This window comes from Dietzia sp. oral taxon 368 (genome assembly GCF_002999155.1).
In the GTDB taxonomy this organism is placed as follows: Bacteria; Actinomycetota; Actinomycetes; order Mycobacteriales; family Mycobacteriaceae; genus Dietzia; species Dietzia cinnamea.
On sequence record NZ_CP027238.1, the window covers coordinates 202,855 to 227,202 of the forward strand.

The 24,348-nt window shown below is 71.9% G+C and carries 27 protein-coding genes and 1 tRNA gene; 8 read left to right on the plus strand and 20 right to left on the minus strand.

The genetic code is table 11. From position 1 onward, the window contains the following. Window positions 1-71: 71 nt before the first annotated feature. A complete protein-coding gene (locus C3V38_RS00985; protein WP_061913828.1) occupies window positions 72-1,646 on the minus strand; it encodes a BCCT family transporter in 1,575 nt (524 codons plus the stop codon). A 99-nt stretch (window positions 1,647-1,745) separates the two neighbouring features. Between C3V38_RS00985 and C3V38_RS00990 the strand changes: the two genes are divergently transcribed. Next, window positions 1,746-2,975 (plus strand): aminodeoxychorismate synthase component I, encoded by a 1,230-nt coding sequence (locus C3V38_RS00990; RefSeq protein ID WP_165001054.1) that lies wholly within the window; start codon window positions 1,746-1,748, stop codon window positions 2,973-2,975. Window positions 2,976-2,988: 13 nt separating this feature from the next. On the opposite strand, the gene rsmI is transcribed toward C3V38_RS00990, so the two are convergent. Then, entirely contained in the window at window positions 2,989-3,828 is an 840-nt protein-coding gene (gene rsmI, locus C3V38_RS00995; protein ID WP_106386312.1) for a 16S rRNA (cytidine(1402)-2'-O)-methyltransferase, read from the minus strand. 68 nt (window positions 3,829-3,896) lie between these two features. Between rsmI and C3V38_RS01000 the strand changes: the two genes are divergently transcribed. After that, window positions 3,897-5,408, plus strand: coding sequence for a dolichyl-phosphate-mannose--protein mannosyltransferase (locus tag C3V38_RS01000; RefSeq protein WP_061229788.1), 1,512 nt, complete (start codon window positions 3,897-3,899; stop codon window positions 5,406-5,408). 143 nt (window positions 5,409-5,551) lie between these two features. Next, on the plus strand, window positions 5,552-6,580 hold the full coding sequence (locus tag C3V38_RS01005) for a mechanosensitive ion channel family protein (RefSeq protein WP_165001133.1): 1,029 nt from the start codon (window positions 5,552-5,554) through the stop codon (window positions 6,578-6,580). 81 nt (window positions 6,581-6,661) lie between these two features. Here the strand turns inward: C3V38_RS01005 and C3V38_RS01010 are convergent, their stop codons facing one another. The 11 genes from C3V38_RS01010 to C3V38_RS01060 all read right to left on the minus strand — a co-directional run bounded on the left by C3V38_RS01010 (window position 6,662) and on the right by C3V38_RS01060 (window position 15,941). After that, window positions 6,662-7,060, minus strand: a complete 399-nt coding sequence (locus C3V38_RS01010; protein WP_106384916.1) for a DoxX family protein — start codon at window positions 7,058-7,060, stop codon at window positions 6,662-6,664. Between the two features lie 5 nt (window positions 7,061-7,065). Next, entirely contained in the window at window positions 7,066-7,929 is an 864-nt protein-coding gene (locus C3V38_RS01015; protein ID WP_106384917.1) for an SDR family oxidoreductase, read from the minus strand. Between the two features lie 134 nt (window positions 7,930-8,063). Next, the gene (locus C3V38_RS01020; RefSeq protein ID WP_063972839.1) at window positions 8,064-9,317 is read right to left on the minus strand and encodes an NADH:flavin oxidoreductase; all 1,254 of its coding nucleotides are present in this window, start codon (window positions 9,315-9,317) and stop codon (window positions 8,064-8,066) included. Window positions 9,318-9,451: 134 nt separating this feature from the next. Then, a complete protein-coding gene (locus C3V38_RS01025; protein WP_106386313.1) occupies window positions 9,452-9,769 on the minus strand; it encodes a multidrug efflux SMR transporter in 318 nt (105 codons plus the stop codon). Beyond that, window positions 9,769-10,152 carry a multidrug efflux SMR transporter gene (locus tag C3V38_RS01030; RefSeq protein WP_106384918.1) on the minus strand — a complete coding sequence of 128 codons (384 nt, stop codon included), beginning with the start codon at window positions 10,150-10,152 and terminating at the stop codon, window positions 9,769-9,771. The genes C3V38_RS01025 and C3V38_RS01030 overlap by 1 nt, the downstream gene beginning before the upstream one ends. Next, window positions 10,109-11,401, minus strand: coding sequence for an alpha/beta hydrolase fold domain-containing protein (locus C3V38_RS01035; RefSeq protein ID WP_106384919.1), 1,293 nt, complete (start codon window positions 11,399-11,401; stop codon window positions 10,109-10,111). The genes C3V38_RS01030 and C3V38_RS01035 overlap by 44 nt, the downstream gene beginning before the upstream one ends. Window positions 11,402-11,476: 75 nt before the next feature. Beyond that, window positions 11,477-11,549, minus strand: a tRNA-Ala gene (locus C3V38_RS01040). A 123-nt stretch (window positions 11,550-11,672) separates the two neighbouring features. Further along, the gene (gene glpR / locus C3V38_RS01045) at window positions 11,673-12,920 is read right to left on the minus strand and encodes a gephyrin-like molybdotransferase receptor GlpR (protein ID WP_106384920.1); all 1,248 of its coding nucleotides are present in this window, start codon (window positions 12,918-12,920) and stop codon (window positions 11,673-11,675) included. A 120-nt stretch (window positions 12,921-13,040) separates the two neighbouring features. Next, window positions 13,041-13,700: a GNAT family N-acetyltransferase gene (locus tag C3V38_RS01050; protein WP_106386314.1), complete on the minus strand. Its 660-nt coding sequence runs from the start codon at window positions 13,698-13,700 to the stop codon at window positions 13,041-13,043. Window positions 13,701-13,717: 17 nt separating this feature from the next. Further along, entirely contained in the window at window positions 13,718-14,977 is a 1,260-nt protein-coding gene (gene glp / locus C3V38_RS01055) for a gephyrin-like molybdotransferase Glp (protein ID WP_106384921.1), read from the minus strand. 64 nt (window positions 14,978-15,041) lie between these two features. Beyond that, window positions 15,042-15,941 carry a UTP--glucose-1-phosphate uridylyltransferase gene (locus C3V38_RS01060; protein WP_106384922.1) on the minus strand — a complete coding sequence of 300 codons (900 nt, stop codon included), beginning with the start codon at window positions 15,939-15,941 and terminating at the stop codon, window positions 15,042-15,044. A 65-nt stretch (window positions 15,942-16,006) separates the two neighbouring features. On the opposite strand from C3V38_RS01060, the gene C3V38_RS01065 reads away from it, so the two are divergent. From C3V38_RS01065 to mscL, 4 genes are all read left to right on the plus strand, one after another. Next, window positions 16,007-16,633, plus strand: a complete 627-nt coding sequence (locus C3V38_RS01065; RefSeq protein ID WP_106384923.1) for a 5-formyltetrahydrofolate cyclo-ligase — start codon at window positions 16,007-16,009, stop codon at window positions 16,631-16,633. A 37-nt stretch (window positions 16,634-16,670) separates the two neighbouring features. After that, the gene (locus tag C3V38_RS01070) at window positions 16,671-17,060 is read left to right on the plus strand and encodes an FmdB family zinc ribbon protein (RefSeq protein WP_063935143.1); all 390 of its coding nucleotides are present in this window, start codon (window positions 16,671-16,673) and stop codon (window positions 17,058-17,060) included. A gap of 499 nt (window positions 17,061-17,559) precedes the next feature. Further along, complete coding sequence (locus tag C3V38_RS01075; protein WP_061229035.1) at window positions 17,560-18,036, plus strand: hypothetical protein; 477 nt, start codon at window positions 17,560-17,562, stop codon at window positions 18,034-18,036. 94 nt (window positions 18,037-18,130) lie between these two features. After that, window positions 18,131-18,559, plus strand: coding sequence for a large conductance mechanosensitive channel protein MscL (gene mscL / locus C3V38_RS01080; RefSeq protein WP_007632160.1), 429 nt, complete (start codon window positions 18,131-18,133; stop codon window positions 18,557-18,559). A 130-nt stretch (window positions 18,560-18,689) separates the two neighbouring features. On the opposite strand, the gene C3V38_RS01085 is transcribed toward mscL, so the two are convergent. The 7 genes from C3V38_RS01085 to C3V38_RS01115 form a co-directional block, all read right to left on the minus strand. Further along, window positions 18,690-18,902, minus strand: a complete 213-nt coding sequence (locus C3V38_RS01085; protein ID WP_061229036.1) for a hypothetical protein — start codon at window positions 18,900-18,902, stop codon at window positions 18,690-18,692. Next, window positions 18,899-19,474 carry a molybdenum cofactor biosynthesis protein B gene (locus C3V38_RS01090; RefSeq protein ID WP_061229037.1) on the minus strand — a complete coding sequence of 192 codons (576 nt, stop codon included), beginning with the start codon at window positions 19,472-19,474 and terminating at the stop codon, window positions 18,899-18,901. Before C3V38_RS01090 ends, C3V38_RS01085 begins: the two co-directional genes overlap by 4 nt. Next, window positions 19,471-20,562 (minus strand): S1C family serine protease, encoded by a 1,092-nt coding sequence (locus C3V38_RS01095; protein WP_254426041.1) that lies wholly within the window; start codon window positions 20,560-20,562, stop codon window positions 19,471-19,473. The genes C3V38_RS01090 and C3V38_RS01095 overlap by 4 nt, the downstream gene beginning before the upstream one ends. Window positions 20,563-20,999: 437 nt before the next feature. Then, window positions 21,000-22,376, minus strand: coding sequence for a HAMP domain-containing sensor histidine kinase (locus tag C3V38_RS01100; RefSeq protein ID WP_232302968.1), 1,377 nt, complete (start codon window positions 22,374-22,376; stop codon window positions 21,000-21,002). Between the two features lie 14 nt (window positions 22,377-22,390). After that, a complete protein-coding gene (locus tag C3V38_RS01105) occupies window positions 22,391-23,074 on the minus strand; it encodes a response regulator transcription factor (protein WP_061229039.1) in 684 nt (227 codons plus the stop codon). A 180-nt stretch (window positions 23,075-23,254) separates the two neighbouring features. Beyond that, entirely contained in the window at window positions 23,255-23,425 is a 171-nt protein-coding gene (rpmF, locus tag C3V38_RS01110; RefSeq protein ID WP_007632786.1) for a 50S ribosomal protein L32, read from the minus strand. Window positions 23,426-23,478: 53 nt separating this feature from the next. Then, window positions 23,479-23,739, minus strand: coding sequence for a type B 50S ribosomal protein L31 (locus C3V38_RS01115; RefSeq protein ID WP_007632787.1), 261 nt, complete (start codon window positions 23,737-23,739; stop codon window positions 23,479-23,481). A 372-nt stretch (window positions 23,740-24,111) separates the two neighbouring features. Here C3V38_RS01115 and rpmB point away from each other — a divergent pair, with 372 nt between their 5' ends. Next, window positions 24,112-24,348, plus strand: coding sequence for a 50S ribosomal protein L28 (gene rpmB / locus C3V38_RS01120; RefSeq protein ID WP_007632788.1), 237 nt, complete (start codon window positions 24,112-24,114; stop codon window positions 24,346-24,348).

Sequence of the window (24,348 nt, forward strand, 5' to 3'; positions counted from 1 at the left end):
GACTAGTGGTCACGTCCGCGGGGGCCGTGCCGGGCGTACACCCGCACGCCCGGCGCGCCCCCGGGGTCGCGTCAGGCCGCCTCGGCCGCGGGATCTCGCGAGAGCGATTTGTGGATGGACACGCACAGCGCGATCAGCACCAGCACGAACGGCGAGGCGGCGATGATCGTCATGTTCTGCAGGCTCGACAGGGCGTCGCCGCCACCGTCACCGGCCACGAGCATGATGATCGCCACGGCGGCGGTGAACGACCCCATGAGCATGACGAGCCAGCGGGTCGGCTCCTCCACGCCGCGCTGAGCCATGCCGCCCATGACGATCGACGCCGAGTCCGCGGAGGTGATGAAGAAGATGGCGATGAGGACCATCGCCACCACCATGAGCACGGGCGCGAGCGGCAGCTCGCGGAGCAGGTTGAACAGCTGCGGCTCGAGTGACCCGTCGCCGAAGACGCTGCGTCCGGCCTCCTCGAGATAAAGCGCGAAGCCTCCGAAGATGGAGAACCAGATCACCGACAGGGTGCTGGGGATCAGGACCACGCCGATGATGAACTCGCGCACGGTGCGCCCACGGCTGATGCGGGCCAGGAACATGCCCACGAACGGCGACCAGGAGATCCACCACGCCCAGTAGAAGACCGTCCACCCGGAGAGCCATTCGGCGGCCTCACCGTTCTCGCTCACCGCGGTGCGCGAGGCCATGTCGAAGAAGTTCGAGAAGTAGGTGCCGATCGTGGTGGGGATGAGGTCGAGCATGAAGAACAGGGCGCCGGAGAAGATCGCCACGAACAGCGCGAGCGACACCGCCAGGATGAGGTTGACGTTCGACAGCAGTTGGACGCCGCGGCTGATTCCGGAGGCAGCCGAGGCGAGGAACACCAGGCCCAGGACCACGATGACGCCCACGACCAGGGCGATGCCGCCACCGCTGACCGCGCCGGTCTCGTTGAGCCCGGCGCGGATCTGCAGGGCGCCCAGGCCGAGCGAGGCGGCGGTGCCGAAGATCGTCGCGAGGATGGTCGCGATGTCGAGGACTCTCCCCATCCACCCCGCGGCCCGCTTCTCGCCGATGAGCGGGACGAAGGCCTGGGAGATGAGGTGGCCGCGCTTGAAGCGGTAGGCGGCCAACGCGAGCGCGAGCCCGACGATCGCGTACATCGACCACGGGTGCAGGGTCCAGTGGAACGTCGTCGTGGCCATGGCCACGTCGTACTGCTGCTCGTGCCCCGGCGGCGGCTCCTGGAAGTGGGTGAGCGGCTCGGACACGCCGTAGAACATCAGCCCGATGCCCATACCCGCGGCGAACATCATGGCGATCCACGACCGCGTGGAGAATTCCGGCTTCTCGTCGTCACCGCCCAGGCGGATGCCGCCGAACCGGGACAGGGCCAGGTAGATCGCGTAGACCACGACTGTGGTCGAGACGAGGATGAACAGCCATCCCACCGTGTCCACCACCAACGAGAACGCCTCACCGGCGGCGTTCTCGAACGAATTCGTGTAGAACGAGCCCCAGAGCACCACGATGAGCGCGATGATCGTGGTGGGCACGAGGACCGCGAAGTCGACGCCCGGACGGGGCCCGCGCACAGGGTCCTCTGGGGCGTCATTCGACGCGTCGAAAGCTTTCTCTCGTGACTTAGGCATACGTCGAACCCTGTCAACAATCTAAGGTGAGCGCAAGATAATAACGCGCTTATCGGACCCTGGCGCGGGTTCGACGCCCCGGGGTGGCACGATCGGACGGTGCCCGATTCCACCCCCACCGTGCCGGCGCTCCTCCGCGCCCTCCACGAGCGGTCGCGGGCCCTCGGGATCGGTCCCCCGGCGGCGTTCCTCGGCGACTGGCGCGACTCCCCGGCGGTGATCATCCCGTCCGTGGACCTGCGGCCGACCCGGCCCGAGCAGGTCTTCTCGGTGGCCGGCGACCTCGTCGTCGTCGGGTTCCGCTCCTTCCCCGACCACGTACCGGACGACGCCCCCCTCCTGCCCGCGGCGGTCCGCGGCACGGCCACCGGCAGGCTCACGCTCGCCCCCGACGGCCGGTGGCGGGGCGACGGCACCGCCCCCGACCCGCACGAGGTGGTCCGACGGTACGGGCCGCCGTCATCCGGGGGCACCGGTGACGACGAGGGCGTCGGCGACGACGGTGGCGACGACGACGAGGTCGGCATCCCCCTCACCTGGGCCGCCCCCGACCGACGCGCGCACAGACGTGCCGTGGTGGACTGCCTCGAGGCGATCCGCGCCGGCGAGGTCTACCAGACCTGCCTGAGCACCCGCCTCGACGGCAGGCTCCGCGCGGACCCGCTCGAGACCTTCCTCTCCCTGGCCCGCCGCGCCCCCGCCGCGCGGTCGGCGTACCTCGAGGGCGAGTGGGGCGCGGTGCTGGCCTTCTCCCCCGAGGAGTTCCTCGTACGCACCGGCGACGACGTCCGCACCAGCCCCATCAAGGGCACGGTGCCCGCCGACCGCGACCCCGCCGAGCTCCTCGCCTCCGCCAAGGACGTCGCGGAGAACATCATGATCGTCGACCTCGCACGCAACGACCTCGGACGTGTGGCGGACGTGGGTTCGGTGAGGGTGTCCGACCTGCTCGCCGTCCGTCCCGCGCCCGGCGTCCACCACCTGGTCTCCACCGTCACGGCGCGGACCTCGGTGGACCACGACGCCCTCGTGGCCGCCACCTTCCCGCCCGCCTCGGTCACCGGGACCCCCAAGCAACGTGCCCGGGAACTCATCGCCGGCTGGGAGCCGCGGTCCCGCGGCCTGCACTGCGGCACCTACGGGTTCGCGACCGCCGACACCCTCGACCTGGCGGTGGCCATCCGCACCCTCGAGGTGGCGCCGGACGGCCGCTGCGAACTCGGGGTGGGCGGCGGGATCACCATCGACTCCGACCCGGACGCCGAATGGGACGAATGCGTGCACAAGGCGGCGTTCACCTGGGGCGGCGGGCCCGCGCCCTGGCTCTGAGCCGCCCCGCCCCTCAGGCGCGTGAGTCGAGCACGGCCTGGTAGAGGTCCCGCTTGGTCACCGCAGACCCCTCGGACACCGCCGCGCACGCGTCCTTGAGCCGCTCCCCCGCCTCGACCCGCTCCTCGACGATCTCCACGAGGTCCTCGAGCGTCGCGGCGGAGTCGGCCGCGTCCGCCCCGGCCACCACCACGACGATCTCCCCCAGGACACCGGGCGCCGTGCGCTCGGCGAGCTCGCCGAGCGTGCCGCGCAGGACCTCCTCATAGGTCTTGGTCAGCTCGCGACACACCGCCGCCCGGCGGTCCGCGCCGAGCACCTGCGCGGCCTCGGCGAGGGTGTCGGCCAGCCGGTGCGGGGACTCGAAGAACACGCACGTGCGCTCCTCCGCCGCCAGCCGCGCCAACCAGGTCCGGCGGCGGCCGGCCCGCCGCGGCGGGAACCCGTCGAAGCAGAAGCGGTCGACCGGCAGGCCGCTGAGCACCAGCGCGGTGGTCACCGCCGACGGCCCCGGCAGGCACGTCACCGGAAGGCCCGCCTCGATGCACGCCACCACCAGCGAATACCCGGGATCCGACACCGCCGGCATGCCCGCGTCGGTCACCACGGCCACGGTGTCGCCCGCGCGCACGCGGTCGATCAGCTGGGGCACGCGGCCCGCCTCGTTGTGCTCGAAGAAGCTCATCACGCGGCCCCGGATGGTGACCTCCAGTGCCGTGGCGAGGGAACGCAGGCGACGGGTGTCCTCCGCGGCGACGATGTCCGCCGTGGCCAGCACGTCGCGCAGGCGAACCGAGGCGTCACCCGGGTTCCCGATGGGGGTGGCCGCCAACACGACACGTCCGGACGTCATGCCGACCACCCTATCCGCCGGGTGAGGCGTGTCCCCTGGCGGCGCGGGGGCCACACTATGCTCGGCTCGTGACCTCGACCCCCGGCGTGCGGTCCCCCGGACGTCCGCTGCCCGCCCCCGACACCGGCCCGGTCGACACGGCCCGCGACTGGATCGTCACCGGCGTCGTCCTGGTCCTGGCGTTCGTCTCGCGGTTCTGGGGACTGGCCTCGGCAACCGACAAGGGCACCCCGGTCTTCGACGAGAAGCACTACGCGCCGCAGTCGTACGACATCGCCCGGCTGGGCATCGAGGAGAACCCCGCCTACGGCCTCGTCGTCCACCCGCCCGTCGCCAAGCAGATCCAGTCCCTCGGCGGGCTGCTCTTCGACTACACCCCCATGGGCTGGCGGTTCACCGCCGCGCTGGCGGGGGTGCTCGTGGTGCTCATGGTCATGCGCATCACCCGGCGGCTGACCCGCTCCACCCAGCTCGGCTTCGTCGCCGGCCTGCTGCTGTGCCTGGACGGCGTCACCTTCGTGACCTCTCGCATCGGCATGCTGGACATCTACCAGGTGCTCTTCGTCGTGGCCGCCGCCGGCGCACTGCTGGTGGACCGCGACCAGATGCGCGGTCGCATGCACCGCGCCGCCGTCGAGGGCCGGCTTCACCTCTCCGAACTCGGCCCCCGCCTGGGATTCCGCTGGTGGCGTTTCACCGCCGGCGTGATGCTCGGCCTCGCGCTCGGCGTGAAGTGGTCCGGCCTGTACTTCATCGCCTTCTTCGGCCTCATGACCGTCGCCTGGGACTGGGCCCTGCGCAGCCGCTACGGCATCCACCGCCCGCTCGCCGGCGCGCTGCTGCGCGACGCGGTGCCCGCCTTCCTCACCCTGGTGATCTGGCCCGCGATCCTGCACCTGTTCACGTGGCTCCCGTGGTTCGCGGGCGAGAACTCCGTGTACCGGCACGCCGTCCCCGAGAAGGTCGCCGATACCTGGCTGCCCGATGCGCTGCAGTCGTGGCTGTACTACCAGTCATCGGTCCTGGACTTCCACTCCTCGCTGACCACCTCCGCCGGCAACCGGCACCCCTGGGAGTCCAAGCCGTGGACCTGGCCCATGAGCCTCCGGCCGATGCTCTACTACGTCGAGCAGGGCGAGGGCGTGGCCGGGTGCGGTGAGGCCACGTGCGTCCGCGCGATCATGCTGATCGGCACGCCCGCGATCTGGTGGCTGGCGATTCCGGTGCTGGCGTGGGCGTTCTGGCGCGCGGTCGTCTCCCGCGACGGGCGCTACGCTTTCCCGCTGGTCGGTTACATGGCGGGGTATCTGCCCTGGTTCTTCCAGCACGACCGGCAGATGTACTTCTTCTACGCCTCCGTCATGGTGCCGTTCTTCGTCATGCTCATCGCGCTCGTGCTCGGCGAGATCGCCGGGAAGGCCACCGACTCCCGCCGGCGCCGGCTCCTCGGGCGCGGGATAGTGAGCGTGTACCTCGCCCTTGTGATCGTGAACTTCATCTACATGTTGCCGATCCTCGCGGGGCTGCCGATCACGCAGACCGAATGGAATCACCAGCTCTGGTTGCCGTCCTGGCGCTGACCGGCCGCCTCGGCCCGCCCCGGCCGTCCTGAGCAGCGGCTGTGCATCGCGCCCGGGCCCCCATTTCGTGGTGACGGACCCGCCGGGCCGTCAGTAACGTCGCGGAGGTGAACGAGCGACCCATTCCCTTCGCCGATCTCCCGATGAGCGACGTGACCCAGCAGTGGCTGGTCGAGAAACCGGTCACGATCGCCATCTACATCGTGCTGGCCCTGGTGGTGCGCTGGCTGCTGCACCGCGGCATCGACCGGGTCACCGCCCCCTCCCGAGACGGGTCGGTCTCCGCGTGGCGGCGACGCCGTCAGGAGAGGGCCGACCGGCGCGACGACGAGGCCGGGTCGGCGCACGACCCGGACGGCCACGACGGCGACGTCAGCGCGGACGAGAGCGGTGGCCTCACCGCCGCGAGGCTGAAGAGGCACGACCGCCGCCGCGACGCCGAGCACGTCAGGGCCGAGCAGCGCCGTGCGCAGCGGCGGGCCCAGCGGATGGCCACCATCGGCTCGGTGCTCAAGTCGCTCGTGTCGTTCGTCGTCCTGGTCTGGGTGGTCCTGCAGACCCTGGCGATACTCGGCGTCAACGTCGCGCCGTTCATCGCCTCCGCGGGGATCGTGGGCGTCGCCCTCGGCTTCGGCGCCCAGACCCTCGTCCGCGACTTCCTGTCCGGGCTGTTCATGCTCTTCGAGGACCAGTACGGCGTCGGCGACTGGGTGGACCTCGGCGAGGCCGAGGGCACCGTCGAGCACGTGGGCCTGCGCATCACCTCGCTGCGCGACCTGCACGGCACCCTGTGGTACTGCCGCAACGGCGACATCGCCCGCGTCGGCAACTACAGCCAGGACTTCGGCGTGGCGTTCCTCGAGATCCCCGTGTCCTACACCGCCGACGTCGACCGGGCGTGCACCGTGGCGATCGAGACCGCCAAGCAGGCGGCGGCCGAGGAGCCCATCGCCTCGAACCTCATCTCCGGGCCGGAACTGCAGGGCGTCAACGCGCTGGACGCGGACTTCTGGTCGCTGCGGATGACCGCCGTGACGCAGGCCAACGCGCAGTGGGCCACCGAGCGGGAGCTGCGCCGACGGATCCGCAACGCCTTCGACGAGGCCGGGATCGACGCGCCCTACCCCGAGGGCCTGCCGGTCTCGGCGATGCGGGCGATGGCGGCCGAGTGAGGCACCGCTGAGCGACCTCCTGCGGCCGCGGCGGCGCCGGCGGCGCGGGGTGCGGCGGCGCGGGACACCCCGCCGCCGGCGTCAGCCGCCCAGCACCCTGTCGATACTGAACCTGCCGGCGCCGACCGCGGCGATGAGCAGCGCCCCCACTCCGAGCGCCATGACGAGCTCCCAGCCGTTCTGGGTGACGAACGGGCCGTGGGTCGCGTGGACGAAGTACAGGGCGCCGGCCATGTCCACTCCGAGCAGGATCCCGGCGAGCGGGGTGAGCAGTCCCGCGACGAGAGCGACCCCGGCAACGAGTTCGACCCCGGCGACGATCGCCGCGGTGACCTCCGGCTGAGGGATGCCGTAGCCCGCGAACTGCTCCCCCACCCGCGCCAATCCGAGCGTGAAGAACTTCTGCCACCCGTGCGCGACGAACACCACGCCGATGCCCACGCGGGCCAGCAGGATGGCGGCGTCGCGGAGGGTCTCCATCCCCCTCACGGGAGGATGCCCTGTCCGACCTTGGTGATCCGGCGGTTGAGAAGCGTCATCGCCAGGTTGTACAGCGGCGGGGCGAACCTCTGGGCCGCGAACCCCACGCGGACGTCCGGCGAGGTGTAGACGATGTAGCGGCCCTTCCGCACCCCCTCGAGCATCTTCTCGGCCGCCTCGTCCGGGGTGACCGCGTGACGCCGGAACTGGTCGACTGTCTTGGCGACCTCAGGGGTGGAGCGGTCGACGCCCGCGATCTCGATGGTCTCGACGAGCGGGGTGTCGACGCCGCCGGGGCAGACCAGGTGGACCCCGATGTCGTAGGGCGCCAGGTCGAAGCGCAGCACCTCGGCGATCCCGCGGATGCCGAACTTGGCGGCGCTGTAGGCGGCGTGCCACGGGAGTCCGAGAAGTCCGGCGGCCGAGGAGACCAGCGCGAGGGCCGAGGGCTTGCCGGCCGTCATCATGGCCGGCACGAACGCCTCCACCACGTGGACGGTGCCCATGAGGTTGACCTCGACCATCGACCGCCACACGCGCTGCTCGAGCAGGTCTGGTCGACCCCATGCCGAGTTGCCCGCGACGTGGAAGACCGCGTCGGGGGCCCCGTGCGCGGCGATGACGCGCTCGCCGAAACCGAGGACGGCGTCGTGGTCGGTGATGTCGAGCGCCTCGGCGGCCAGGACGGGCGCACCCGCGTCGCGGCAGGCCTGCTCTGCCGAAGCCAGTCCGTCGGCGTCACGGTCGGTGAGGACGAGCCGGGCGCCCTCACGGGCGAGTCGGATCGCCGTCGACCGACCGATCCCGCTGGCCGCGCCCGTCACCACGCAGACCTTGCCTCTGTACTCCCTGATGCGTCGCCTCGGCATGTGCTCCCCTGTCCCGGCCCGCGTCGTCGGCAGCGGACCGCCTGATGTGCTCACCGTAGCGGCCTGCAGGTGCCGTCGAGGCGGTGTCGGTCGGGCGCGTCCCCTCTCTCGGGCCTCCTCTCAGACCTGCTCTCTCAGACCTGCGGCGTGAGCTTGGTCGCCTGGAGCGTGTCGTGGCCGCCGCGCGGCGGGATCGGCGGCACGTACTCGCGCAGCACGCATCGGCTCCCGCTGTAGATGGTGGCCATGCACCGGTTGCAGTGGACACACAGCGAGCGACGACGCTCGTCCTCCCTGAGCGTGTTGGGGAAGTCGGGCTCGCGCAGCAGAGCGCGGCCCATGGCGACGAACTCGAAGCCCGCGTTCATCGCCTTGTCGATGGACGGTCGGTCGACGATGCCGCCGAGCAGCATCATCGGCAGGTCGACGGCCTCGCGGATCTGGCGGGCGTCGTCGAACATGTACGCGTCGGTGTAGGGGTACTCCTTGAACATCTTCGGTCCGACGACCTTCATGCCCATCTTGATCACGGGCGGCTGGGTGGCGGCGAACTCCTCCAGCGGCGCGTCACCCTTGAACAGGTAGATCGGGTTGAGCAGGGAGCTGCCGACGGTCATCACCAGCGCGTCGGCCGAGCCGTCCTGCTCCAGCCACCTGGCGACCTGCCGCGCCTCGTCGATCCAGAAGCCGCCGGGCACGCCGTCGTCCATGTTGAGCTTCATGGTGACGGCGATCGTGTCGCCCATGGCGTCGCGGATGGCACGGCCGATGCGGCGGGCGAAGCGGGCGCGGTTCTCCAGCGACCCGCCGTACTCGTCCTTCCGGCGGTTGAGCCTCGGACTGAGGAACTCACTGACGAGGTAGTTGTGACCGAAGTGCACCTCGATGGCGTCGAAGCCGGCCTCGTAGGCGCCACGCGCGGCACGGACGTGGTCCTCGACGATCCGGTCGATATCGGCAAGGGTGCACGCCTTGGTGATGGCCAGGCCGGTGGGCGCGGGGATGCGCGACGGACCGAGCGGGGTCATCCCGTTGGAGGCGCCGTTGGCGACCGCACCGGCGTGGCCGACCTGGGCGGAGATCGCGGCACCCTCGTTGTGGACCGAATCGGTGAGCTTGCGCAGCATCCCGCCGTCGTCCATACCCCAGTGGTATTGGTGCTTATCGGTGCGACCTTCGGGCGACGTGGCGAGGTAGGCCACGGTCGTCATACCGACCCCGCCTCGGGCGTACTCGGTGTGGAACTCGATGAGCTCGTCGGTGATCCGCCCACGGGGACACCGGCCCTCGAAGGTGGCGGCCTTGACGATGCGGTTCCGCAGCGTGACGTTGCCGATCTTTCCGGGGCTGAAGACGTCGGGGGCGGGGGTTCCGGGCGCGAGAGTCATGCGCAGACTGTAACCCGTTCTAATGGCGCTGTCACGGCCTTGGCCTGCGCTTATGCACACCGTGTGCAGGTTTCTCGACGGGCGCGTGCGGCACACCCCGCCTACCTGCGGGGGATAGGGTCGCCTAACCGCGGTCAGGCGTCCGCGCCGAGTTCGACGAGCAGCACGCCGCAGGCGATGAGGACGATCCCGGCACCCATCAGCGGCGTGAGCGGCTCGCGGAACAGCAGGCGGCTGAACACCGCGGCCAGGGCGACACCGGCGGCGGTCCAGATGCCGTAGGCCACGCCGAGCGGCATGCCGGCGGCCAGGGTGAGGGACAGGAACACGAACGCCACCAGGTACCCGGGCGCGACGGCGGCGTACCACCGGGCGTCGTCGACGGCCTTGCGGAGGGAGAGGGTCGCCGCGAGCTCACAACAGATGGCGACGACGAGGTAACCCCATGCCATCACGCGGCCCCTGCCGCCCGGGCGCGAGCGCGCTGGGATCCGAGTTCGACGCACAGGACGCCGGCGATGATGACTGCGATACCGGCCCCCGTCAGCGGGGTCAGTGGCTCGGCGAAGATCAGCGCGGACAGACCGGCGGTGAGCGCGACCCCGGTGGCTCCCCAGATGCCGTAGGCCACGCCCAGCGGCAGCCCCGCCTTCAGGGTCCGGGCGAGGAACACGAAGGCGCCGAGGTAGCCGATCACCACCACGACGTAGAGCGCGGGCCGGTCCAACGCGCCCTTGAGCGCGAGCGATCCTGCGACCTCGCAGACGATCGCCGCGGCCAGGTTCAGCCACTTACCGGTCGGTCGTCTCCCGGACGCGATAGTCCCCTCGGTCACGGGGGCCAACTGTATCGGCGTCCACCGCGGTCGCCATCACCGCCGTGCGGATGTGTCCGGCCAGCACGGCGAGCGCCGACGCGCCCTCGGGCGTCCCGGCGACCACGGGGAAGCAGTGGACCATCCCGGGCCACACCCGCAGATCGACGGTCGCTCCCCGCGCGGTGCTCGCGTCGACGAAGCCGCGGACGTCGTCGACCACGAAGTCGTCTCCCCCGCAGACGATCGCGACCGCCGGCGCACTCGCGTCGAGCGGCCGGCGGGCCGGGGAGATCCCCGGGTCGTCGACCGGGGTGTCGCCCGCGTAGGCGTCGCGACAGTCGGCGGCGATGGACGGGGGCGTGAGCGGATCGAGGGCACCGCCGGATCGCTCCCCGCCGAGGGGCTCGGTGAGGTCGACCCAAGGGCTGATCAGGGCCAGAGCAGCCGGTCGTTCGCCGCCTCCGCGAAGACGGTCGAGCAGTCCCAGCGCGAGGCCGCCGCCCGCCGAGTCGCCGGCGATCGCGACCCTCTCGGCGCCGCCGACGTGCTCGGCGAGGTGCCGGAACGCGGCCTCCGCGTCGTCGAGTGCCGCCGGGTACCGGTGCTCGGGCGCCAGCCGGTAGTCGGGCACGTACGTGGTCGCCCCGGCGAGGCGGGCCAACGCCTTCGCCATGGTGGCGTGCGTGTCCGACGAGCCGGCGACATAGCCGCCCCCGTGCAGCACGAGCAGGCCGGGCGCGTCGTCCGCCCCGTCGATCCACAGACCCGGCACCGGCGCACCGTGCGCGGGCCGCGTCCGCCGGCGCGCCCCCGTCGCCCGGGACGCGGTCGTCGCGACCGCCCGCAGCGCCCGGATCCACTTCTCGTCGAAGGGCGCGATGGTCAGGACGGGCCGGACGACCAGTTGCAGGCCGGCGCGCTGGAACCGTGCCGGCAGGCTGGGCCGACGGGTGACGGCGATCCGCCGGTCGGCCTCGGTGACGAGCCGCCGCGCGAGCAGTGAGAGGATGGCCCGTAGAACCGGCCGCGGGAGCCCAGCGGTGGGCCGCGCCGGCAGGCTCCACTCGAGTTCTCCGCCGCCGTCGGGACGCGCGCGGACCGTGACGCGGCCCAGGTGCCGGTGCACCCACCAGATCGGGATCGGGCCCGCCCATTCGCGCCACCGTGCGGGGTCGGCGGCGAGTGCGAGGACGTCGGCGGGGTCGGCCGAGAACCGCGCGCGGACCGGAGCCGCCCGGCCGACCGCACTGCCATCTCGACGTGCCACTACCGCACCTCCCCGGATAGCGGAAAGGCCGTCCCCGCTTGCGCGGAAACGGCCTCTGAACTCGAAGTCCTTGGGTGGAGCTAAGGGGAATCGAACCCCTGACCTTCTCGATGCGAACGAGACGCGCTACCAACTGCGCTATAGCCCCTCGCCGCCCTCGCGGGCCGCGATGCCCCTCTTCCGAACTCTTCCAAGAGGCTGTGCCGCCCTCTCGAGCAGCGTGGAATACCTTACCAGCATGGTCGGGCAGCCGACCAAATCGGGGGTCCGATCAGCCCACCGCGCGCCGCAGCGGCTCGCGGTGATGACGCCGCTGATCGTGGTGACCGGGGTCGGTGTCCAGGTCCACGCGGTGGGTGTCGAGCACGTCGAACGCAGGGTCCTCGTCGTCGATCTCCAGCACCACCGCACCGGGCCGGCGCAGCCGCGGCGGCACGATCGACAGTTCATCGTCCTCGCGGGACTCCACGCCCAGCCGGGCGCGACGCATGCGCTCGATGCGGCGGCGGCGCAGGCTCTCCTCCAGCTTCACCTGACGGCGCAGGTACATGAGGTAGGCAGCGAGCAGCAGGACGGAGCCGCCGGCGAACCACCACACGGCGGGGACGGTGAGAAGGGCCAGGACCACGGCGACCACCGAGAGGCCCACGAGGATGAGGGCCGTACGCTGCCGGGCGTGCGCGCGCTGCTCGGCGGCCTGCCGGTCCGCCATCGGGTCGTAGGCCCCGCGCCCACGACGCCGCTCGGCGAAGTCCAGATCGGCGTCGGTGAGCTCCACCTCGGGCGCGGCGGGCCGCCGACGACCCCGGTGGGTGTGCACGGCCTCCTCGTCGATGCCCGCCGCGTCCTCGGCGTGACCCGTCGGCCCGGCCGGCCGCTCCCCCGCGGAGCGTTCGACCAGCTCGCCGTCGACGACCACGGGCCTCCGCGCGTCCTCGTCCGCGCCCTCGTCCGCGTCCACGCCGGCGTCTCCCGCACGGACGTCGGTTCCGACTCGCACGTCACCGACCTCGGCGGCCACCACCGACGCGCTCCGCTCCGACACGGAGGCCACCGCGCGCACGGAGTCGCTCTCGTCCGCCACCACGACCGCAGGGATCTCCGAGGTGATCTCCTCCGAGGTCTGCTCGCCGCCGTGGGCACGCTCGCCCGCGGTCGCGGCGGCGCGCCGCTCCTCCATGGCGCGGCGCACGGCCTCGCCACGGCGGCCCGCGGCCTCGCAGCGCAGGGTCTGCTCGAGCAGGTGCTCCCACGTCTCGGTGTCGAGCAGCTCGGCGTCCGTCGCGCCGGCCCCGGTCGGCAGTCCGAAAACGGACTCCTCGGACTCGGCCTGCACTGGATCGGCCGCGGCGCGCCCGCGACTGGGCACCAGGCGGCGGGAACCGCCGGAGTACAGCGTGCGCGTCTGCGCCAGAGCGTCACCGGTGCGCCGGATGGGATTGCGCGACCGGATGAGCATTGGCGCGAGGACGAACAGCCAGACCACCACCAGCAGGATGATCAGCAGCGAGCTCGACATCGATCAGGCCTCCTCGAGCGTCTACCCCGACTCGGGACGTCGTGGTGAGGATCCAACCGTAACGGCGCGCGAGCCCCGCGAAGCGGCGGCGCGCCGCAGGTCACGATGCTCAGGACATCCTCAGACGCGCCGTGCGCGGCCGGCCTCGACAAGCGCGGCCACCGCGCCCCGTCCGTGCTCCTCGCGGGTGCGGGCGACCAGGAGATGATCGCGCCACGCTCCGTCCACGTGGAGGTAGCGTCGCAGCAGCCCCTCCTCGCGGAATCCGCACCTCTCGAGCACCACGCGGCTGGCCGTGTTCTCCGGTCGGACGGTCGCGTCCACGCGGTGCAGAGCACCCGGCCCCAGGGCGTGGTCCACGCCCAACGCCAGAGCCGCGGTGGCCACCCCGCCGCCGACGAACGGGCGGCCGACCCAGTAGCCGATCCACCCGGAGTGCAGGGCGCCGCGGACGATGCCGCCCACGGTGATCTGCCCGCAGAAGCGGCCGTCGAGCTCGATGGCGGCGGGGAGGGTCGCTCCGGCGCGGGCGTAGCGTCGGAGCTGGGCATGGATGGGCGGCCAGGCGCGCGGGGAGTTGTTCTCGTGCCACCGGCCCTCGACGGTCGGCTCCCACGGTTCGAGGTGATCCCTCTCGAACAGCCGCAGCGCCGACCACGCGCGCGCGTCCCGCCGACGGACCGGCCGCAAGGTGACGACGCCGGCGGGCACGCACAGCGGCCCCGCCTCGAGGGGCCACCCGGGGTGGGCGGCCGTGTCGGCGGTCAACGCGTCCCACACGCCGCTCACGCCCCGGTTCACCCCCGCTGGGCGAGGAACATCACGTCGACCTCGTCACCCGCCCTCACGGCGGTGACGCCGGGATCGATCACGACGAGGCAGTTGGCCTCCGCGAGCGACGCGAGCAGGTGCGTCGAGGACCCCTGGGCACCGCCGAGGGCGCGGACCAGGTACTCGCCCGTGTCCGTGTCGCGCATGAGCTGCCCGCGCAGGTAGCCGCGACGCCCCTCGACCGACGAGATCGGCGCCACCGTGCGGGCGCGGACGGTGCGGCGCATGGGCTGACGCTTGCCCAGCGCGATGCGGATGAGGGGCCGCACCATGATCTCGAAGACCACCAGCGCGCTCACCGGGTTGGACGGCAGCAGGAAGGTGGGGACCTCGTCGCGACCGAGCCGGCCGAAGCCCTGCACCGACCCGGGGTGCATGGCGACACGGTTGACCTCGATCTGCCCGAGCTCGGCCATGACCTGGCGGATCCGGGTGGTGGCCTCTCCGCCGGCGGCGCCGGAGACCACGACGAGTTCACTGCGGACGAGCTGACCCTCGAGCACCTCGCGCAGTCGTGACGGCTCGGTGCTGGCGATGCCCACCCGGTGGACGTCGGCACCGGCGTCACGGCCGGCGGCGGTGAGGGCGTAGGAGTTGACGTCGTAGACCTGCCCGGTGCCGGGTCGGCCGTCGACGTCCACGAGTTCGTCGCCCACGGAGATGACCGACATCCGCGGCTTGGGGTGCACGAGCACCTTGGCGCGGCCGACGGAGGCGAGAAGGCCGACCTGGGCGGGACCGATGATGCTGCCGGCGCGGACGGCCACGTCGCCGGGCTGGACGTCGTCGCCGATGCGGCGGACGTAGTCACCGGTGCGGACGGTGCGGGTCGGGACGATCTGTCGGCCGTCGGGGGTGGCCCAGCCCACCGGCAGGACGGCGTCGGCGAGGGTCGGGAGCGGCGCGCCGGTGTCGACGCGCACGGTCTGACCGGGTTGCAGCCGGATGGGCTGGCGGGAGCCGGCGGAGATCTGGCCCACCACGGGCAGGGCCACGGGGCCGTCCGGAGCGTCACCGCCGCGGTCGCCGGGGCCGTCGGGCCGGACGTCGACGCTACGCACCGCGTAGCCGTCGATCGCGGCCTGGTCGAACGACGGGAGCGGGCGCTCGGCCACGACCTCCTCGGCGCACAGCAGACCCTGCGCCTCGGAGATCGCCACGCGCACGGGGCGCGGGGCGACCGCGGCCGCCGTCACCAGAGCCAGCTGTTCCTCGACGGAGCGCACCAGGTGCTCCTTTCCCGTACCCGTCACCCGCGCGAGCGGACCCGCCTCACCAGTGGAAAAGGGGTTACGACCCCAGTCGGCCCGAGAGCCACTCGCGGAGGTCGTCCGCGTACGCCGGGTTGTCCAGCGCGAAGTCCACGCACGCCTTGATGTAGCCGCCGGGGTTGCCCAGGTCGTGGCGGGTGCCGTCGTGGACCACCACGTGCACGGGGTGGCCCTCGTCGATGAGCAGGTCGATCGCGTCGGTGATCTGGATCTCCCCGCCGGCGCCCGGCTCGGTCCGGCGCAGCGCGTCGAAGATCGCGCGGTCGAGCACGTACCGCCCGGCCGCGGCGAGGTTGGAGGGCGCGTCCTCGGCGGCCGGCTTCTCGACCATGCCGAGCACCTTCTTCACCGACGGGTCGTCGGTGTCCTCCACCTCGAACACGCCGTAGGAGGAGACGTTGTCCGGGTCCACCTCGAACGCGCACAGCACGCTGCCGCCGCGCTCGGCGCGGACGGCGTTCATCTGTCCGAGGATCCCGAACGGCAGGACCAGGTCGTCCGGCAGCAGCACCGCCACGGCCTGCTCCTCGTCGCCGAGCACCGACTCGACCTGCGCGATCGCGTGTCCCAGCCCCAGGGGCTCGTCCTGACGGACGTCGACGACCTCGATGAGCCCGGGCGCGCGCTGGACCTTATGCAGGAGGACGTCCTTGCCGCGGTCCTCGAGCGTGTCCTCGAGGACGGTGTCCTCGGCGAAGTGTGCCATCACGCCGACCTTGCGCTCGGAGGTGACGATCGCGAGCCGCCCGGCCCCCGCCTCGGTGGCCTCCTCGGCGATGAGCTCGATCCCCGGCGTGTCCACGACGGGCAGGAGCTCCTTGGGCACCGTCTTGGTGGCGGGCAGGAACCGGGTCCCGAGACCGGCCGCCGGGACGACGGCGGTCCGGAACTGCGGCGCGGGTGAGGTGTCGGACGTCATGGCGACCACCTTAGACCGCGCACCCGGCACCGACGTGTGACGCCACGCGCGGCAGACTGTGGCTCATGTCGCAGGACGAGCCCGACGTCGGCGCGGGGCCCACCACCGACGCGGCCGTGAAGGCACGGTTGCGCCGGGAGGTGCTCGCGCGCCGCGCCGCCGTGCCCGCGCCGGTGCGCGCCCGGCGTGACCGGGCGATCCTCGACCACCTGGCGGGGATCGTCACCTCGGGGATGGTGGTGTGCGCCTATGTACCCGACGACGACGAGGCCGGCGGACGGGGTCTGCCGGAGGAGCTGGCGAGCCGCGGTGCGCGGGTACTGCTGCCCGTCTCCCCGGCGCGCGGCCCGGTGGAGTGGGCGGCGTACGCCGGGCCGGCGGACCTGGTTCGGGGCCGGTTCGGCATCCTCGTGCCGTCGGCACCACCGGAGGGCCCCGAGCGCATCGCCGACGCCGATCTCGTGCTGGTGCCCGCCGTGGCCGTCGACCGCTCCGGCACGCGACTCGGGCGGGGCGGCGGCTACTACGACCGCTCGCTCGCACTGGTCGGTCCCCGCACCCGACTCCTCGCGCTGGCCGACACGGAGAACGTCCTCGAGCACATCCCCGCCGAGACCCACGATCGGCCCGTACACGGCGTGATCACGCCGGAAGGGCTTCTCGACTTCGGAACTTGGCACTCGCCGGAGTAGAGTGCCAACGACAATCCGATCCGTCTCGGGAGGCCAGATGCCCACCTACTCCTACCGGTGCCGCGACTGTGACGTCGCCTTCGACATCCAGCAATCCTTCGACGAGGACTCGCTGACGGTCTGCCCGCAGTGCGACGGCGGCCTGCGCAAGCTCTTCAACACGGTCGGTGTCGTCTTCAAGGGCTCCGGCTTCTACCGCACGGACAGCCGCGGCGCCGGCGAGGGCGGCTCGTCCGGCTCGGCCTCGTCCGGGTCGGGTTCCCCGGGCGGCAACTCGAACGGCAGCTCCTCGAACGGCTCGCCGAGCGGCGACTCCTCGTCCACCGGGTCCTCGGGATCGGGGTCCGGTTCCGGCTCGAGCGCGACCGCCGGTGCCGGAAAGTCGTCGGGCTCGTCCGGCTCGTCGTCGTCCTCGTCGTCGTCGTAACCGGCCTCGTAGTCGACCTCTCCCCCGCCGCAGCCGCTCCCCGGCATGGCGTCTCGCTCCCGCGCCTGCACACCCCCAAAAGCAGCCGCTCCCCGGCATGGCGTCTCGCTCCTACGCCTGAACACCCGCAACGCAGCCGCTCCCCCGCATGGCGCCTCGCTCCTACGCCTGAACACCCGCAACGCAGCCGCTCCCCCGCATGGCGTCTCGCCCGCTCTTCGGGGAGGGCGAGACGCCATGGCGGGGGCGGCTGTGTTCGCGACGTTCTGCATCAGAAGTCCGCTACCCACCTGCCCCGGGCTCGTAGCCCCGCTGCTTCCCGACCCGACGGTCGTGACGGGGCGTTTCTCCACACCCCCGTCCGCCTCCACAGGTCTCTCGCGTGGACGCTCGCGGCGCGGCCGTCGCCCGGAGCCTGCGGCTACGGTCTGACCGACACCGCCGGGCGACGGCGGCATCGCTGTTCGCGCCGCGGGCGCGCCGACCGACGGGGGACCCCATGCGCCGCACCATCGCCTCGGTGACCACGCCCGGGCGATGGCGGCGGCGACGCACGGCCCGGATGGCGTTCGCGGCCGCGCTCGTGGTGGCAGCACCGTTCGTCGGACGGTCCGATCCCGCGGAGACCCCCGGTCCCCCGCCCGACGTCGCCGCCGCGGTCACCGCTGCCCCCGGCGGCGGCCCGGCGCGACCTGTGCGGGTGGTACCCGTCGCCCTCGCCGACCCCGCCGTGGCCGACCTGCTGAAGCCCGGAGACCTTGTGGACCTCGTCTCCACGATCGACGCCGACGCCCACGACCCCGGTGCTCACGCCGCTGCGGCCGATCTCGTCGTCGCGCGGGCGGCCCGGGTGCGCGACACCCCGGCCGGACGGTCGGGCGCCCGGTCCGTGCTGGTCGAAGTCCCCGAGGAGCTCGCCTCCCACCTCGCCGCGACGGCCGCCACGAGCCCACTGGCCGTCGTGGTGCACGGCTGAGCCGCCGCGCGCGGGTATTCCACGGTGGCGTGTCCTGCTAATATCGTCCGTGCCGATTCGGCAGCACGGTGACTACATCTGACAGGGGCGAGCGATGCTCAAGGGTTTCCGCGATTTCATCATGCAGGGCAACGTGATCGACCTGGCCGTGGCCGTCGTGATCGGCACCGCCTTCGCGTCCATCGTCGACGCGTTCACCAGCGCGATCATCAACCCGCTCATCGCCCTGCTCGGCGGGGACAAGGAGATCGGCTTCGCCGTGCAGCTCCTGGAGAACAACCCCGAGACGCTGATGGACTTCGGGGCGCTCATCTCGGCGGTCATCAACTTCCTGCTCATCGCCGCCATCATCTACTTCGTGCTGGTGGGCCCCATGAACAAGATGAAGGAGGCCGCCGCCCGCCGAAAGGGCATCGAGGCCCCCGCCACGGATAACGAACTCCTCGTGGAGATCCGTGACCTGCTCGCCGGGCGGCCGCTCGCCCACCCCTCCGACCCTGATAACCCGACCAACGAGTCCTGACGGCGTCGCTCGGGCGCCGGAGCGGTGGAGCGCCTGAGGGGCGCAGCCGGGCGGGCCGCCGATCCGCGCTGCCGGCCCTGCCGGGTGAGGCCAGTCGCCGCGGGACGGGCTCAGTCGCGGAGGGACGGGCTCAGTCGTGGTGAGGCGGGCGTTGCTCGCGCCACCAGTCGTCCCGGAGTCGGGTGTCGCTCCCGCGCGCCTCGTCCGAGGTGGTCTCCGGCAGCGTGTCGCCGAACACCTCGTCGATGCGCCTGCGGTCCGCGGCGCGGCGGTCGGCGCTCCCGGGAGTGGTCCCCCAGGTGCCGGCCCGCCGATCGCCCTCGGAGCCCCGCGCGCCGGTCACAGACCGTCGAAGCCCGACAGCTGCGCGACCACGTATGACACGAGCGGGCACAGCGTGGCCATCCCGTCACGGATGGCGGCCCGGCTCGGCGCGAGGTTCGCGACCACCGTGCTGCCGGAGACGCCCACGTGCCCGCGGGAGACGATCGAGTCGACGGCTCCCGCGGTGAGGCCGGATGAGCGGATGGCCTCGGCGATGCCGGGCAGTCGCTGGTCGAGGATCTCCTCGGTGACCTCCGGCGTGATGTCGCGGGGGCCGACGCCGGTCCCGCCGATGGTGACGACGAAGTCGAACCCGCCGACGACCGCGGTCTCGAGCGCCTTGCGGACCTCGGACTCGTCGGCCGCCACGCCGACGACGCCGCCCACGAGGAAGCCCTCCTCCTCGAGGAGCTCGGTGACCAGCGGACCGATGAAGTCCTCCCGCTCGGGCATACGGTCCGTAACCACCACGACCATCGCGCGGCCGGCGATCGCCGGCTCCGGCGGCTCTACGGCCGTCGGGTCGAAGTCCACGTTCGTGGGGAGCTTGCGGCCTCCGGGCAGCGCCCTCGGATCGAATCTGGTGCTCATCTGGCCTCTCCCAGTGCAACGTCGACGGTGTTCGGCGGTTCGCCCTCACGAGAAGCATAGGTGACGGACACCGTCTCCCCCGGAGCGCGGGACCGGATCGCCGCGACGAGCGCGTCCCCGTTCTCGATGAGCCGCTCGCCCACCCGCGTGACGATGGCGCCCTCCTCGATGCCCGCACGGTCAGCCGGGCCGCCCGGCTCGACCGACCGCACCAGCGCGCCGTCTCCGGCCGGGGAGTCACTCACCGTCACGCCGAGCACGGCCCGGGTGGCGAAGCCCTGCTTGATGATCTGGTCGGCGATCCGGCGGGCCTGGTCCACCGGGATCGCGAATCCCAGCCCGATCGAGCCCGAGTTGCCCGAGCCCAGCGACGCGATGGCCGAGTTGATGCCGATCAGCTCACCGTTCATGTTCACCAGGGCGCCACCGGAGTTGCCGGGGTTCACCGCGGCGTCGGTCTGGATGGCGTCGATCACCGTGCTCTGATCGGACTGCGCGCCACCGGCTCGAACCGGGCGCTCCAGTGCCGAGACGATGCCGGTCGTGACAGTCCCGGACAGCCCGAGCGGCGAGCCGATGGCGGCCACGGCCTGGCCCTCGTTCAGGTTGGCGGACGTGCCGAGCGCGACCGGCGTCAGCGGGCGGGGAGCCTCGGCCTTGATGACCGCGATGTCCGTCGCTGGGTCGGTGCCCACGATGCTCGCGGGCGCCTTGGAGCCGTCATCGAAGCGCACCTGGATGCTGCCGCCGGCGCTGGCCATCGCGATGACGTGATTGTTGGTGATGATGAGCCCGTCCGCGGTGAGCACGACCCCGGACCCCTCGCCCCGCCCGGTCTGGGAGCGCACGTCGATCGAGACGACGCTCGGCAGTACCTTGTCGGCGACCGCCTCGACCGTGCCGTCCGGCGCCTGACCCACCGGCTGGGTGGCGCTGATGGGCGAGGACAGTCCTTCTCCCGACCCTCCGGCCACCGTCGCGCCGATCCACCCGCCCAGTCCGCCCGAGACGAGCATCGCGGCCACGATGCCGGCCACGACGAGCCCCCTACCGGACTTGTTTGACGCCGACCCGGGCTCGCCGCCCACGTGCTCCGGTCCACCCGCGAAGGGCGCGCCCGTCGCGGGCCCGGCGCCCGCGGGGCCGGCCTGACCCGGCGCCTGCTGCGGGGGGAACGCCGCGGTGGCGCGGGCGCCGTCGCCCCATCCCTGAGGCCGGCCAGCCGCCCCGGCCGGGCCAGCCGGCCCACCGGGTCCGGGCGGACGCTGCTCGCCGAGGGGAAACCGGCCGGCATTCGGGTCGCGGCCCGTGTACGGGTTCTGTCCTGGCTGCCACTGAGGGGATCCGCCGAGGCCTGCGCGCGATCCGGGCGCCCATTCGTCTCCGGGGCCCCGGTCTCCCGGGCCCCGACCGTTCTCGTTCTCCATGGCCACCATGATCCCCGACCACGCTGTGCTTCCGCTGAACCGCCCTGTGTGTCCGCTGAAACCCACCCGGGCCGGGCGGCGAGAGCATCCGACGTCGGTCAGTTGGGGAACTGCTCGTTGCCCGGCAGGGTGAGGCGCACCTGCGCGCCACCGCCCTCGGCGTCACCGATCTCAACCGTCCCGCCGTGCCGGGTCGTCACCTGGCGCACGATCGCCAGCCCCAGACCGGAACCCGGCATGCCGCGGGCCTCGCGGGACCGGTGGAACCTCTCGAACACGAGCTCCCTGTCCTCCTCGGGGATTCCGGGGCCCTGGTCCGACACCGTCAGCTCCATCACCGCGTCGGACACGAGCCGCATCCGCACGGTCACCGTGCCGTCCGGGGGGCTCCACTTGGCCGCGTTGTCGCACACGTTGAGCACCGCACGCTCGATCCCCGCAGAGTCGCCATACGAATACCAGGGCGTCAACTCGACGTCGAATTCCACGTCGTGCCGACGGCGGCGCACCCTTTCGAGTGCCCGCTCGACGGCCTCCGACACGGCGACCGGCTCCAGCTCGACCTCGCCGGAGTCCTCCCGGGCGAGCTCGACGAGATCCCCGACCAGTTGGCTGAGCTCGGAGATCTGGCCGATCACGTCCACCTCGAGCGCACTGCGATCCGCGTCCGGGATGGACGGCGCGCCGGGGCGGCTCGCGGCGATGAGCAGTTCGACGTTCGTCCGGAGGCTCGTCAGCGGGGTCTTGAGTTCGTGGCCCGCGTCCGCCACGAGGCGGGCCTGGCGTTCGCGGCTCTCCCCCAGGGCCACGAGCATCTGGTTGAAACTGCTCGTGAGGCGCGCGATTTCGTCGTCACCGGCCACGGGGATGGGCCGCAGGTCGTCCGTCCGGGCGATGCGTTCCACCGCCCGGGTAAGGCGCGCGACCGGTGCCAGCCCGGTGCGACCCACGGCCGTCCCGGCCACGGCGGCGAGGGCGATGCCCGCCGCGCCGACGAGCGTCAACACGATCGCCAGTCGGTTGAGCGCCGCGCGCGTGGGGCCGAGATCCTGCGCGAGGATCAGCGTCGAGCCGTCCCGGACGCCGACAGCGTAGATCTGTTTGCCGCCGGAGGTCCGCAGGCTCGAATCGGACTCACCTCGTACCACCGAGATCTCCGGCCCGCCGATCTGGAACGGCTCGCCGGTCGCGGTCCGTACACCGGAGGGGGCCACGATCTGGGCGTCGAGGTTGGGGTTGAACGCACGCAGCGCGATGAGGGTGCTGCGGGACTGCAGTGCGAACTCGGAGGCCAACTGACTGTTCACCAGCTGATCGGCCTGCTGCTGCAGCCGACTGTTGACATCGCTGTACATCGACCCCGACACGACGAAGTAGGCCGCGACGGCCATCAGGGCCACCGCGACCCCGACCGAGCTCGCGGCCAGCAACGTGACCCGCTGGTGCAGAGAGATCGGGGCGGTTCTCGTCCGCATCGCGCGGGCCGGCACTACGGCGTCTCGCGCAACACGTATCCCACACCGCGGACGGTGTGGATCAACCGGCTCTCGCCCTCACCTTCGGTCTTGCGACGCAGGTAGCCGATGTAGACCTCGAGCGCGTTACCCGACGTCGGGAAGTCGTAGCCCCACACCTCCTCGAGGATGTGGCTGCGGGTCAGCACCCGGCGCGGGTGGTGCATGAGCAGTTCCAGCAGGGAGAACTCGGTGCGGGTGAGCTGGATACGACGTTCGCCCCGGCTGACCTCACGGGTCGCCAGATCCATGCGCAGGTCCTCGAACTCGAGGACCTCGTCGGCTTCCCCGGAGTCGGGGCCTCGGCGACGCAGAAGCGCGCGCAGGCGGGCCAGGAGCTCCTCGAGCGCGAACGGCTTGGGGAGGTAGTCGTCAGCACCGGCGTCCAGACCGGCGACACGTTCGGAGACCGCGTCCCGCGCGGTGAGCATCAGCACGGGGAGGTCGTCGCCGCGGCTACGTAGGATTCGGCAGACCTCGAGGCCGTCGCGACGCGGCATCATGACGTCGAGGATCACGGCGTCCGGCCGGTTGGCGTCGACCCGCTCGATCGCCTCGACCCCGTCGCCCGCCAGCTCCACGTCGTACCCGTTGAACGTGAGAGAGCGTCGGAGCGATTCGCGTACGGCCTGGTCGTCGTCCACCACGAGAATCTTCATGGAGGCAAGTTTCGCCCACCCGCCTGAATCCCGGCTGAGGAACCGCTCAGCCGGACGCGGACCCGCTGTCGACGCGGACGAGCCCGGCAGGTCCGTGGGGACCTGCCGGGCTCGTGACCGGCGTGTGCGTGCGGCGCTTGCCAGCGCCGCAGTACTCGACTGACAGCGCTCAGGGGCGACTCAGCGGTCGAGGTCGATCAGGCCGAGCTTGGCGGCCTTGACCAGCCGACGCGGCAGCGCCACGGGGCGGCCGTCGATCTTGGTCTCCTGGAGGGCGACGTTGTCGGCCTTCCACTGGGAGCGGCGGGAGTGGGTGTTGGCGCGCGAGAGGCGGCGCTTGGGAACTGCCATGGTTATCGTCCTCGGGGTCTAGGAGGTGTACCGGGGCGCGGACGCCCCGCGTCTCACTTGGCGCGACGGGCGCGGTTGCCGTAGCGGCGCTGGAACTTCTCGACGCGGCCGGCGGTGTCCATGACGCGCTGCGCACCGGTCCAGAAGGGGTGCGACTCGCTGGTCACGTCCACCACGATGAGCGGGTAGGTCTGTCCGTCCTCCCACTCCACCGTGCGGGAGCTCGTCGCGGTGGAACGGGTGAGGAACTTGGTGCCCGTGCCCGAGTCCTGGAAGACCACCGGGTGGTAGTCGGGGTGGATGTCGTTCTTCATACTGGATCCCTCTAGCTCGGTAGAAGTCTGTGGGTCTGGCGCTCGCCCCGGCAGGGGCGCGCAAGTGCCAGTGGCCGAACCGGGGATTCCGGTGTCAGCACACGCATCGAAAGATCGTACCCGTAGGATGGCCGGGCACCCAATTCGAGCGTCACGCGACGGCATCCCCGGGCGCCGAATGCGGCGCTGACGTGCCGATTACCGTTTCAGGCGGTCGGGCCGTAAACTAGACCATCGCTGTTGTCTGCACGTTTGCTATCGCCCCTCACGGTGTTCGCGACGTGGCGGTACGCCCCCGCACGGCTCAGGCCGTGTCGGGACGCGAACCCCGCCGCGCGCCACCGATGGACGGGGCGGAAGGAGAACCACGCCATGTCGGCGCATTGCCAGGTAACGGGACGGAAGCCGGGTTTCGGCAAGTCCGTCTCGCACTCACACCGCAGGACCAACCGTCGCTGGAACCCGAACATCCAGCGTCGTAGCTACTTCCTGCCCTCGGAGGGTCGTCGCGTCACGCTGACCGTCTCCACCAAGGGCATCAAGACCATCGACCGCGATGGCATCGAGGCCGTCGTGGCCCGCATCCGTGCCCGTGGGGAGAAGATCTGA